This window comes from Streptomyces sp. NPDC087422 (assembly GCF_044744145.1).
In the GTDB taxonomy this organism is placed as follows: Bacteria; Actinomycetota; Actinomycetes; order Streptomycetales; family Streptomycetaceae; genus Actinacidiphila.
Genome location: NZ_JBIUXT010000002.1, coordinates 763,031 through 774,968, shown reverse-complemented (window position 1 = coordinate 774,968; position 11,938 = coordinate 763,031). Strand labels below are relative to the sequence as shown.

Below are 11,938 nucleotides of genomic sequence, written 5' to 3'. Positions count from 1 at the left end.
GGCCCCGTCCGGAGACGGGGCCTACGTCGTGCGGTGGCTGGGGCCGGGGTCGAACCGGCGACCTACCGCTTTTCAGGCGGTCGCTCGTACCAACTGAGCTACCCAGCCGCAGCGGTCCTGACGGGATTTGAACCCGCGGCCTCCACCTTGACAGGGTGGCGAGCACTCCAAACTGCTCCACAGGACCAAGCTTGTGCGGGATAATTCTCGCACAGGATCTCGGGTGCTCCGTACCGCTTGTCCGCCGCTGATCCGGGACCAGAAAGTGACCGCAGGATCACGCTGGGACAGGGGCACGTCGCTGGATCAGCGTAGCAGACCCCCGAGGTGGTCCTTTTCGGTGAGCGGGCGGAGCGGGGTGCCGGTGAGCAGGCGAGGGCGAGGCCGTCAGACCGTCTCGTCGCGGAACACCGCGCGCACGATCCGGCCGATGCCGTCGCGGCCCGGAGCCACTTCCCACTCGTCGCACACCGCGTCCACCAGCAGCAGCCCGCGGCCGTTGACCTCATGGGTGCCGCTGTCGCGCATCACCGGGCCCTCGCCGACGTTTCCGTGGTCCTCGACCTCGATACGGACTCGTACGCCGTCCCGCCGGACGGAACAGATGACGGTCGGGCTCGTCGTATGACGCACGGCATTGGTGACGAGTTCACTCACCAACAGAGCGGCCGTATCGCAGGCGTCCAGCCCGCATCCGCGCGCGGTCAGATATGCGCGCGCACGGCGCCGGGCCTCGGAAACCGACGCGCCGCATGCCAGCAGTTCGAAAGTACAGCCGTCGGCACGGGGGCGGGGCGTACGGGAAGCGGAGCCAATGCCGGGAGTAGTCAGGCGGGAACTCACGGTATCGGTGGTAGGTGAACCCACAGCGGAGATTCCTCTCCATCGCGTGTGCGTGAACGTGGTCACCTGGCCACTATGCGCCCCGACGCGCTCAGTGGGCAAGGTTAATCTTGATAATTTCACCGAGAAGGCAATCGAGGTGTGGATATCACTGAGGGGGTGGCACACTTCTCCCATGGACTCGGTGAGAGGAGCCGGGGCGTGACCGCTGCGCAGTCGTCGGGCGGCTCGACCGTTCGGCTGATGGTGCTCGGCAGACGATTGCGCGACCTGCGGGTCGCCGCCGGGAAGTCGTTCGAGGACGCCGCCGTCGTCCTCGACGTGGCTCCTCTGACGATCCGACGCATGGAGCTGGCCAAGGGCAAGTGGAAGCTCCCCTACGTCAAGACGCTGCTGGAGGAGTACGGCGTCCCGGGCGACGAGGCCAGGACCTTCCTCGCCCTCGTCCGCGAGGCCAACCAGCCCGGCTGGTGGCACCGTTACCGGGACGCCCTGCCCACCTGGTTCAGCGGTTACGTCAGCCTGGAGGAAGAGGCCAGCCTCATCCGGGCCTACGAACCCCACTACATCCCCGGCCTGCTCCAGACCGAGGAATACGCGCTGACCGTGCTGCGGGCCGGCCTCCACGACGCGGAGGAGAAGGCCGCCCAGGAGGTCGAGCGCCGGGTCGCCGTCCGCAAACAGCGGCAGCAACTGCTCACCTCCGCGAATCCGCCCGAATTGTGGGTGGTCATGGACGAGACCGTGTTCCGCCGTCCCATGGTGCCCGCCGAGATCATGCGGGCCCAGATCGACCGCCTCATCGAAGCGGCCGAACAGCCGAACATCAAGCTTCAGGTGATGCCTTTCGGCATCTGCGCGCACGAGGGCATGTACGGGTCGTTCCACATCTTCCGATTCCCGCACGAGGAGATCTCCGACATCGTCTATGTCGAGAATCTCGTCGGTGCCGTCTATCTCGACGAGTACGACGATGTCACGACGTTCCAGGAAGCCCTGGACCGTATGTGCGCCCACGCCCTGCCAGTACAACGCACCGGAGAATTCCTCGGTGCCATTCGCAAGGAGCTCTAGGCCAGTGAATCGCATACACAACGCTGTTCTCACGCTGGGAGCGGAAGGCTGGCACAAGCCGTGGAGCGGGAGCAACGGCGGCAGTTGCGTGGAGGTCCGCAGGCTTCCCGACGGCCGTTACGCGGTCCGCCAGTCCACTGATCCGGAAGGTCCCGCGCTGATCTTCACGCAGATCGAACTCGACGTCTTCTCCCAGGGCTGGGAGGCTGGACAGGCCAGCCTCCCGGTTTCCTGACGCTCATCACTTACTTAACGCAGGCGTACTCAGGAGGAACAGCGGATGCCCGACGACATGGCCTGGACGCGGCGGCCTGCGAACTACGAGCCGCCCGAGATCGACACGAGCGTCGCGCACTCGGCACGCGTGTACGACTACATTCTCGGCGGCAAGGACAACTACCCGCTGGACCGCGAGGCCGCCGAGCAGATGCTGAGCGGCTGGCCCAGTCTGCGGATATCGATGCGTGAGAACCGTAAATTCATGCACCGGGCCGTCCGCTTCATGGCCGAGCAGGGCATCGACCAGTTCCTGGACATCGGCACCGGCATTCCGACCTCGCCGAATCTCCACGAGGTCGCGCAGGGCGTCACCCCGAGCGCGCGCGTGGTCTACATGGACAACGACCCGATCGTGCTGGCCCACGCGGGCGCCCGGCTGACCAGCACGCCCGAGGGCCGTACCGCCTACATCCACGCGGACATGAAGGACCCGGCGGCGATCCTGGGCTCGGCCGAGCTGGCCGAGACCCTGGACCTGTCCCGGCCGGCCGCCCTGTCGATCATCGCCGTGCTCCAGTTCGTCACGGACGACCAGAAGGCGTACGACCTGGTCAAGCAGTACGTGGACATCCTGCCGTCCGGCAGCTACCTGGCGATCTCCACGGTCACCACCGACTCCAGCCCGAAGCCGATCGGGGGTGTCGTCGCCGAGTACACCAAGCGCGGCATGCCCGCCCGCAACCGGACCCACGCCGAGGTGCTGCCCTTCTTCGCGGGCCTCGACCTGGTCGAGCCCGGTGTCACCCTCGTCCACAACTGGCGCCCGGACCCGGCCGCCGAGGGCACGGTCGACGACTCGCAGGTCGCGATGTACGGGGGAGTGGCGTACAAGCCGTAACGGCTCGTACGTCCTCGGCTCGTACGTCCTTGGCTCGTACGTCCTGGGCCGGTGCAGGTTCCCGCGCCGATACCCTCCCGCGCCGATACGTTCCGCGCGGATGTGTCCCGCCCGGCCGCTCCCTGAGCGGCCGGGGGGACGGTGACGCCGACGGCCGCCGATGAGGCGCCGCGGCCCAAGCGGGACAAGGTTTCCCGCCACCCAAGACGGCGCTTCCGACGATAACCACAGGTCGGCGGGGCGCGCGGGCGTGGCCGGAAAATGCGGTCCATCCTCTTGACGTGACGCGTGGCAAGGTCCACAGTGCTCGTTAATGCGCATTACTAATGCGCATTAACGAAGGAGGAGCACAGGTGGACGAACCCAGGAAGCGATCCCGGCCGGGCCGGGCGCCCTCGCCGACCGGGCGCACGTCACGGCCGCGCCAGGCGGAGGTCGCGCGGCTCGCGGGCGTCTCGCAGGCCACGGTCTCGCTGGTGCTCGGCGGCAAGCGGGAGGGTGTTGCGATCTCGGAGGAGACCCGGCGCAAGGTGCTCGACGCCGCGCGCAGCCTCGGATACGTCCCCGACCCGGCCGCCCGCAGGCTGGCCGCCGCCCGCAACGACCTGCTGGGCGTCTTCAGCTTCACCGCGACCTTCCCCACCGACGTGCAGCACTCGTACTACCCGTTCCTGGTGGGCGTCGAGCAGGAGGCCGCCGCGCGCGGCTACGACCTGGTGCTCTTCACCGGCTCCAGTTCCGGCGGCGCGGGGGCCGCCGGACCCGAGGCGCTGAGCCGGGTCCGGCTGGCGGACGGCTGTCTCTTCCTCGGCCGTCACGCGCCCGCGCAGGAGCTGAGCCGCCTGGTCGGCGACGGCTTCCCCGTGGTCCACATCGGCCGCAGGGACGAGCTGGAGGGCCTGCCCTGGGTCGGCGCCGACTACGTCAACGCCACTCGTGAGGTCGTGGCCCGGCTCGCGGAGCTCGGCCACCGCCGGATCGTGCTCGTACGCGAGGACGACGAGGCGCCCGCGTCGACCGACCGTGAACACGGCTTCCTCAAGGGCCTGGAGGCGGCCGGGCTGCCCGGCGGCCCCGCGGCCGTCTTCCGCTCGGCGGCGCCCGAGCGCGAGCTGACGCCCGAGCGGCTGCGCGGCTGGCTCGCCGAGGGCGTCACCGCGTTCGTCGCCGAGGAGACCGACACCGGCAGCGCGTGGCGGGCCCTGCGCGGCGCCGCCCGCGCCGCCGGGATCGAGGCCCCGCGCGACGCCTCGCTCGCCCTGCTCGGCAGCCCGCCGCCCGACCTCGCGGGCGAGCCGGTGCCCACCGGATTCGACATCCCCCGGCCGGAGTTGGGCGCCGCGGCCGTCCGCATGCTGGCCGCCCTCGTGGCGGGCGAGGACATCGCGGCGGCCACCGAGCCGCTGGTGGCCTGCCCCTTCCGGCCGGGCGCCAGCGCGGGACCGCCTCCGGCGCGGCCCCGGGACCCACGCCCATGACCCCCCACCCGCCCTGCCCGCCGCCCGCGAGCCCTCGCCCCGGGGGCCCGGTGCTCGGCGGACTGCTCGCCGCGAGCCCACGCGCCGGGGGGCCGGTGCTCGGCGGACTGCTCGCCGCGAGCCCTCGCCCCGGGGGGCCGGGGTCTTTGGGGGCGGAGCCCTTAACGGGCGGGGGCCCCGCGGCCGGTCGGCGCCAGGGCACGTGGCCGTAGGGCGTCCTCGGCGAACCGGACGCCGGAGGGTCCGGGGTACCGGGCAGAGCCGTCATCCGACGCACCGCGCAATCTTTCGACAGCACCGCCGCAGGCGGTACGCACCACCTCAAGGAGACTCGTGAAACCCGGACCGGACATTCTCATCGTCGGCGGCGGCCTCGGCGGCGTGGCGGCGGCACTCGCCGCGTGCCGCGCCGGGCGCGGCGTCGTACTGACCGAGGAGACCGACTGGATCGGCGGCCAGCTCACCTCGCAGGCCGTCCCGCCGGACGAGCACCCGTGGGTGGAACAGTTCGGCACCACCGCCTCGTACCGCCACCTGCGGGAATCCATCAGGTCGTACTACCGCCAGTGGTACCCGATGCGCTCGGAGGCGCTGGCCCTCACCGAGCTGAACCCCGGCGCCGGACGGGTCAGCAAGCTCTGCCACGAGCCGCGCGTCGGCCTCGCCGTGCTGGAGTCGATGCTCGCGCCGCACCTCGCGTCCGGCCGCCTCACGCTGCTGACCGAGCACCGCCCGGTCGCGGCGGCGGCCGAGGACGACACCGTACGGTCCGTCACGGTGGAGAGCCTGCGCGACGGCAGCCGCCGCACCATCGCGGCGCGGTACGTGATCGACGCGACCGAGACCGGTGAACTGCTGGAGCTGGCCGGTGTCGAACACGCCGTCGGCGCCGAGTCGCGCGACGAATTCGGCGAGCCGCACGCCCCGGAGACCGCCGACCCGCTCAACCAGCAGGGCATCACGGTGTGCTTCGCGCTCTCGCACCACGAGGGCGAGGACCACACCATCGACAAGCCCGCCGACTACGAGTTCTGGCGGGACTACCGCCCCGACTTCTGGCCGGGCCCGCTGCTCGGCTTCCTCGCCCCCGACCCGCGCACGCTCGAAGCGGTGCCGCGCACCTTCGTCCCCAACCCCGACCTCGACCCGCTCGACGTCAACGCCGACCAGTCGGAGGACGCGGGCGACAAGGAGCTGTGGGGCTTCCGCCGCATTCTGGCCCGCCGGTTGCACCGGCCCGGCGCCTTCGACTCCGACATCACGCTCGTCAACTGGCCGCTCAACGACTACTGGCTCAAGCCGCTGATCGGCGCGGGCCCCGAGACCTCGGCCCAGGCCGTGGCCGAGGCGCGGCAGCTGTCGCTGTCCGTCCTGTACTGGCTCCAGACCGAGGCGCCGCGCGCCGACGGCGGCAAGGGCTTTCCCGGCCTCAGGCTCCGCCCCGACATCACCGGCACCGCGGACGGCCTGGCCAAGGCGCCGTACGTCCGCGAGTCCCGCCGGATCAAGGCCGTCACCACCATCACCGAGCAGGACCTCGCGATCGACCTCGTCGGCCCGCACGGCGGCACCACGTACCGCGACTCGGTCGGCGTCGGCGGCTACCGCATCGACCTGCACCCGTCCACCGGAGGTGACAACTACATCGACATCGGCTCGGTGCCGTTCGAGATCCCGCTCGGCGCGCTCATCCCGCGCAGGGTCCGCAATCTGCTGCCCGCGGGCAAGAACATCGGCACCACCCACATCACCAACGGCTGCTACCGGCTGCACCCGGTGGAGTGGAACATCGGCGAGGTCGCCGGTGCCCTCGCCGCCCACTGCCTCGCCGAAGGCGTGGAACCGCACCGGGTCCAGGCCGAGGACAAGCGGTTCGACGCGTTCGCCGCCGTGCTCGACCGCGCCGGGATCCAGCGCCACTGGCCCGACGTGCGCGGCTACTGAGCGGGACCTGCCGCCCCCAAGGGAGAACGGCCGGACGGAAGCAGCTCCACCTGCCCCGCCCGGCCCACCGCCCGCGTATTCGCCAACACTGCACAAGGAGGTGCCCAGACCATGACCACCCACCGTATCCGCGTCGGCATCGACGTGGGCGGGACCTTCACCGACGCCGTGGCCGTAGACGCCGCGACCCTCGAACTCCGGGGGCAGGTGAAAGTGCCCACCAGCCACCACCACGAGGACGGCGTAGCCCACGGCATCGTCGAAGCGCTCGACCGCCTGCTGGAGCAGACCGGGAACGCCCCTGAGGACGTCGCCTTCCTGGCCCACGGTACGACCCAGGCTACCAACGCCCTCCTGGAGGGTGACGTCGCCACCGTCGGCCTGATCGGCATCGGTACGGGTCCGGGGGCCGCGTTCACCCGTCGGCTCGCGTCCTTCCGCAACCTCGAACTCACCCCCGGCAAGCGGCTCCCGCTGCACTACGCCCATGTCGCCGACCCCGACGACGCGGCCGATGTGCGCAGGGCCGTCGACGAGGTCGTACGGGAAGGCGCCGAAGTCCTCGTCGCCAGCCAGCCGTTCAGCGTCGACCGCCCCGAGGGCGAGGAGGCCGTGCTCGAAGCGGCCCGCGGCAAGGGCCTGCCGATGACGGCGGCCCACGGGATCACCTCGCTGTACGGACTCCAGAAGCGGACCCGTACCGCCGTGGTCAACGCCGCGATCCTGCCGCGCATGCTCGCCACCGCCGACCTGGTCGACGCGGCCATCACCAAGGCGGGCGTCACGGCCCCGCTCATGGTGATGCGCTGCGACGGCGGCGTGATGTCGCTGGACGAGATGCGGCGCAGGCCGCTGCTGACCGTCCTGTCGGGACCCGCGGCCGGCGTCGCGGGCGCCCTGATGCAGGAGCGGATCAGCGAGGGCCTGTTCCTGGAGACCGGAGGCACCTCGACCGACATCAGCGTCGTACGGCGCGGCAAGGTCGCCGTCCGGCACGCCACGATCCTCGGCAAGACGTCCTATCTGTCCGCGCTCGACGTGCGGACGGTCGGCGTCGGCGGCGGGTCCATGGTCAGGATCAGCGGCGGCACGGGCGGCACGGGCGGCACGGGCGGTACGGGCGGGACGGGCGGGACCGGCGGCTCTGGCGGCTCCGGCGGGACCGGCGGCTCCGGCCGGAAGGTCACCGCGGTCGGACCGCGCAGCGCCCACATCGCGGGCCTGCCGTACGCCTGCTTCGCCGACCCCGACGACCTGCGCGACGCCGCGCTCGCCACGGTCAGCCCGCTCGCCGACGACCCCGCCGACTACGCGGTCCTCGACGCCGCGGGCGGCCGGTTCGCGATCACCATGACCTGCGCGGCCAACGCGCTCGGCCGGGTCCCCGAGGGCGACTTCGCCCGCTCGGACCAGGAGACGGCCAAGGCCGCGCTGGCGCCGCTGGCCGCCGCGCTCGGCGTGGACGTCGCCACCGCCGCGACCCAGGTGCTCGACGCCGGTACGGCCCAGGTGAAGGCCGTGGTCGACACCCTGATCTCCGAGTACCGCCTGGACAAGGACAACGCCGTCCTGGTCGGCGGGGGCGGCGGCGCCGCGTCCGTGACACCGCACCTGGCCGTCGTCTGCGAACGCGAGGGCAGGATCGCCGCCCACAGCGAGGTCATCAGCCCCATCGGGGTCGCCCTCGCGCTGGTCCGCGAGCAGATCGAGCGGATCATCCCGGGCGCCGGACAGGAACAGATCCTGGCCGTACGGGCCGAGGCGGAACGCGCGGTCGTCGCCCAGGGCGCCGCCGCCGACGGCGTCGAGGTCGAGGTCACCGTCGACCCGCAGACCAGCACCGTACGCGCGGTCGCCACCGGCGCCACCGAACTACGTACCCAGGACCGGACCCACCGCGCCGACGACGGGGAACGGCTGCGCGCCGCCGCCGCCAGCCTCAAGGCCGACCCCGCCGAGGTGCGGGTGCTCGCGGGCACGCCCTCGCACACCGTGTACGGCACGGAGCTGCGCCGCCGGTACCGCGCCACCCGCCACCCCGTGCGGGTCGTGGACGCCGACGGAGTGGTCCGGCTGCACTCGCCCGACGCCCGCGTCGAGACCACCACGGCGGGCGCCGCGCCCCAAGTCCTCGCCACGCTCGTGGACGAGGTCACCTCGTACGGCGACGGCGGGGTCCGCGCGCCCGCGCTGCGGCTGCTCATCGGGTCCCGGATCTCCGACCTGTCGGGCGTCGTGGAACCGCAGTCGCTGCTCGCGCTCGCCCGCAGCGAACTGAGCAGCCGCGCTGCCGACGAGCCGGTGGTGGCCGTTGTGGAGGCACGGACATGACGGCATCCGTCCTGACCCGTACGCCCGACCTGGCCGCGCTGCGCCGCCTCGCCGACCTGGACGACGTCGAGTTCGGCGTGCGGCTGCTCGCGGGCACCCCGACCCACGAGGGCCGCGACCCCGCGCTGCTGCGTCAATGGGCCCGCGCGGCGGCCGAGTTCGGTGCCGCGCTCGCACCCGTCGCCTGCGCGGCGGACGTCGTGGAGAGCGACGGCGGCCTGGAAATGGGCCTGTTGGCGCGCTACACCTCGCGGCCCGACGCCATCGAGCTGTTCACCGACACGATCGCGGCGGCCGACGGCCTCGCGGAGCGGCTCGGCTGGCGCGACTGGTACCCGGCCGGTTCCGTCCGCGCCGCGGCCGTCGCCCACGAGGCCGCGCACGCGCGGCTCCACCACGGGCCGGCCAAGGCCGAGTTGAGGCGCGCGCTCGGCCATGTCGTGCTGCGGCTCGGCAGCCGCCGCTGGTACGGGCACGTCGCCGGCGCCGACGAGATCGCGGCGCACGCGTACGCCCGTACGGTCTGCGGTCTCGGCCGCAGTCCGCTGCTGCTGACGGCGGCGCTCGCCGAGTGGGTGACCGCGTCGCCGCAGACACGCGCCCCTGGGGCGACCACCCCGCAATCACGTACCCCGCAATCACGTACCCCGCAAACACGGACCCCGCGGAGACGCACACCGCACGGAAGAGAGAAGTGACGCCATGGGTGTCGTCATTCTGCTGATCATGGCGGCGGGTGTCGCCGCGATGCTCACCCGCAAGCTCCCCACGGCCTTCGCACTCATCCTGCTGGCCGTCGCCATCGCCCTGGTCTCCGGGGCGCCGCTGACCGGCAAGAACAGCGTGCTGGACACGGTGCTCCAGGAGGGCGCCCCGGCGCTGGCCGCCACCATGATCGCGATCCTGCTCGGGTCGTGGCTCGGCAAGCTGCTGGACGAGACGGGCATCGCGGGCACCCTCGTCCGCAAGATCGTCGAATTCGGCGGCGACCGGCCCGTGGTGGTCGCGCTCGGCGTACTGGCCGTCTCCACGCTGGTCGGCACGGTCACCGGCTCGGCGCCCGCCGCGATGCTCGCGGGCATCATCGGCATCCCCGCGATGATCGCCGTCGGCATCCCCAAGGCCACCGCCGCGGGCACGATCCTGATGGGCATCGCCGCCGGCATGCCGTTCGAACTGCCCGTCTGGCAGTTCTTCTCCACGGCGCTCGAACTGCCCGTCCACACCGTGCGCGGCTTCATGATCAAGCTGTTCCCGTTCGCGCTGGTCGCCGCGGTCCTCTTCGTCCTGATCGAGAACCGCCGCAAGGGCGTCGAGCACTCCTGGTCCCTCAAGTCGGTGGCCGAGCGGCCCGGGCCGAACTCCGGCACGCGCCGCAAGCAGCTCGGCGACGCGCCCTGGTACGCGCTGTTCACCCCCGCCGTGCCGCTGATCCTCGCGCTCGGCTTCGACATCGCGATTATTCCGTCGCTGCTGGCGGGCGTGCTCTACGCCCTGGTCACCACCACCCGGCCGCGCGAGATGAACAAGCGGCTGCTGCGTACGCTCTACGCCGGATTCGAGGTCGCGGCGCCGCCGATCACGCTCTTCATCTCCATCGGCATCCTGCTGGCGGCGGTGAAACTGCCCGGCGCGGTCGACGCGCTCGAACCGCTCGTGAAGGCCGTCAGCCCGCAGAACGCCGTGCTGTTCGTCCTGGTCTTCACCGTGCTCGTGCCGCTGTGCCTCTACCGCGGGCCGCTGAACGTGTTCGGTCTCGGCGCGGGCATCGCCGGGGTCCTGATCGCCGCGGGCGTGTACCCGGCGATCGCCGTCCTCGGCCTGACCACCTCGTACAACCAGGTCTTCGGCGTCGCCGACCCGACCAGTACGCAGACGGTCTGGGCCGCTCAGTACGCGGGCGTCACCCCGCAGACGGTGATGGTCCGCACGCTGCCGTACGTCTGGTGCGTCGCGCTCGGCGGCTTCTGCGTCACGGCCGTGCAGTACCTCTGAGCGGCTCGTCCGCGTTCCTTCGTACGTCCCGTACTTCCTTCCCGCTTCCCGCACTTCCCGCTTCCCGTACTTCCCGCACTTCTGCCCTTTCCGACATCCCTCCGGGACGGAGTTCCCCATGTCAGAGCAGCAGAACCCGCAGAGTCCGCAGAGCCCGAGCCGTCGCGTCATCCTGCGCGGGGCCGTCGCCACCTCCGCCGCCCTCGCCGTGGGCACGACGGCGGGCACGGCGACGGCCTCGGCCGCCACCCCCGGCGGATTCCCCGACTACCGTTACGTCAAGACCCTTCTGACGCCGTCTCAGCTCGCGTACAACCCGACCGGCGAGATCATCTTCCCGTGCATACGCGGCACGGTCGGTCGCCTCACCGCGCCGCTCGGCCGCTACTACCTCTACTACGCGCCGCACGACGCCCCCGGCGGCGTCTGCCTCGCCTACGGCGACCACATCGAGGGCCCGTTCACGGAGTACGCGGGCAACCCGGTCGTCTCCCGCACGTGGTCGCCCCACTACTCGGTCAGCCATGTCTCGTCGCCGCACGTCATATGGGTCGAGGGCGCCAAGGAGATGTGGCTCTACTTCCACGGCGAGAACACCACGACCCGGCTCGCCCGCTCCAAGGACGGCATCCACTTCACGTACGACAAGGTGGTCCTGTCGACCTCGATGCTGCCGTCCGGCACCACCGAGACCTCCTACGCCCGGGTCTTCGCCCACGAACTCCCCGCGAAGAACGCCCACTTCGTCATGCTGTTCATGCTGGACAACACCACCAACCACCGTGACATCGGCTGGGGCTGGTCGGCGGACGCCCGCAACTGGACCTTCTCCCAGACGCCCCTCATCCGCCACACCGACGTCGGCGCGGGCGACGTCGGCGGCCCCCACCTGCTCACCCGCGACGGCAGCGCGTACGTCACCTACAACAAGGACAAGGCGCACGGCGGCGACCTGATGATCACCGAGGTCGGCAACGACTTCAGCCTCCGCAAGCACCTCGGCGTCTTCTTCAACTCCTCCGACGGAGCCCCCGACAACGGCCGCAGCGCCGCCCCCAGCTTCGGCACCGAGAACGGCGTCCCCTACATGGTCTACGAGTCCGGCGAACGCCTGGCCGGCAAAATCGCCGTAGCCCGCGGCTGACCCCGCCCCTCA

At 71.5% G+C, this 11,938-nt stretch carries 10 protein-coding genes and 2 tRNA genes; 9 read left to right on the top strand and 3 right to left on the bottom strand.

From position 1 onward, the window contains the following. Positions 1 to 34: 34 nt before the first annotated feature. The 3 genes from ACIO6U_RS09220 to ACIO6U_RS09210 form a co-directional block, all read right to left on the bottom strand. Positions 35 to 108, bottom strand: a tRNA-Phe gene (locus ACIO6U_RS09220). Between the two features lie 4 nt (positions 109 to 112). After that, positions 113 to 187 (bottom strand) — tRNA-Asp (locus ACIO6U_RS09215). A 200-nt stretch (positions 188 to 387) separates the two neighbouring features. Beyond that, positions 388 to 843, bottom strand: a complete 456-nt coding sequence (locus ACIO6U_RS09210; RefSeq protein WP_401314302.1) for an ATP-binding protein — start codon at positions 841 to 843, stop codon at positions 388 to 390. A gap of 201 nt (positions 844 to 1,044) precedes the next feature. Between ACIO6U_RS09210 and ACIO6U_RS09205 the strand changes: the two genes are divergently transcribed. The 9 genes from ACIO6U_RS09205 (at position 1,045) to ACIO6U_RS09165 (ending at position 11,926) form a co-directional block, all read left to right on the top strand. Continuing rightward, positions 1,045 to 1,917 (top strand): helix-turn-helix transcriptional regulator, encoded by an 873-nt coding sequence (locus ACIO6U_RS09205; RefSeq protein WP_355336173.1) that lies wholly within the window; start codon positions 1,045 to 1,047, stop codon positions 1,915 to 1,917. 4 nt (positions 1,918 to 1,921) lie between these two features. After that, positions 1,922 to 2,152 carry a DUF397 domain-containing protein gene (locus ACIO6U_RS09200; RefSeq protein ID WP_355336175.1) on the top strand — a complete coding sequence of 77 codons (231 nt, stop codon included), beginning with the start codon at positions 1,922 to 1,924 and terminating at the stop codon, positions 2,150 to 2,152. A gap of 45 nt (positions 2,153 to 2,197) precedes the next feature. Then, a complete protein-coding gene (locus ACIO6U_RS09195; RefSeq protein WP_401716920.1) occupies positions 2,198 to 3,034 on the top strand; it encodes an SAM-dependent methyltransferase in 837 nt (278 codons plus the stop codon). A gap of 353 nt (positions 3,035 to 3,387) precedes the next feature. After that, on the top strand, positions 3,388 to 4,512 hold the full coding sequence (locus tag ACIO6U_RS09190; protein WP_391159396.1) for a substrate-binding domain-containing protein: 1,125 nt from the start codon (positions 3,388 to 3,390) through the stop codon (positions 4,510 to 4,512). A 333-nt stretch (positions 4,513 to 4,845) separates the two neighbouring features. Then, a complete protein-coding gene (locus ACIO6U_RS09185) occupies positions 4,846 to 6,456 on the top strand; it encodes an FAD-dependent oxidoreductase (RefSeq protein WP_355336180.1) in 1,611 nt (536 codons plus the stop codon). Positions 6,457 to 6,567: 111 nt separating this feature from the next. After that, positions 6,568 to 8,787 (top strand): hydantoinase/oxoprolinase family protein, encoded by a 2,220-nt coding sequence (locus tag ACIO6U_RS09180; RefSeq protein ID WP_401716917.1) that lies wholly within the window; start codon positions 6,568 to 6,570, stop codon positions 8,785 to 8,787. Further along, positions 8,784 to 9,485: a hypothetical protein gene (locus tag ACIO6U_RS09175; RefSeq protein WP_401716914.1), complete on the top strand. Its 702-nt coding sequence runs from the start codon at positions 8,784 to 8,786 to the stop codon at positions 9,483 to 9,485. The genes ACIO6U_RS09180 and ACIO6U_RS09175 overlap by 4 nt, the downstream gene beginning before the upstream one ends. 4 nt (positions 9,486 to 9,489) lie before the next feature. Further along, the gene (locus ACIO6U_RS09170; protein WP_355336186.1) at positions 9,490 to 10,782 is read left to right on the top strand and encodes a transporter; all 1,293 of its coding nucleotides are present in this window, start codon (positions 9,490 to 9,492) and stop codon (positions 10,780 to 10,782) included. 118 nt (positions 10,783 to 10,900) lie between these two features. Then, positions 10,901 to 11,926 carry a hypothetical protein gene (locus ACIO6U_RS09165; protein WP_401716911.1) on the top strand — a complete coding sequence of 342 codons (1,026 nt, stop codon included), beginning with the start codon at positions 10,901 to 10,903 and terminating at the stop codon, positions 11,924 to 11,926. Positions 11,927 to 11,938: the final 12 nt, after the last annotated feature.

Coding starts and splice junctions, on each gene's coding strand:
- ACIO6U_RS09195 (WP_401716920.1), top strand. CDS start 2,198: ATGCCCGACGACATGGCCTGGACGCGGCGGCCTGCGAACTACGAGCCG.
- ACIO6U_RS09180 (WP_401716917.1), top strand. CDS start 6,568: ATGACCACCCACCGTATCCGCGTCGGCATCGACGTGGGCGGGACCTTC.
- ACIO6U_RS09175 (WP_401716914.1), top strand. CDS start 8,784: ATGACGGCATCCGTCCTGACCCGTACGCCCGACCTGGCCGCGCTGCGC.
- ACIO6U_RS09170 (WP_355336186.1), top strand. CDS start 9,490: ATGGGTGTCGTCATTCTGCTGATCATGGCGGCGGGTGTCGCCGCGATG.
- ACIO6U_RS09165 (WP_401716911.1), top strand. CDS start 10,901: ATGTCAGAGCAGCAGAACCCGCAGAGTCCGCAGAGCCCGAGCCGTCGC.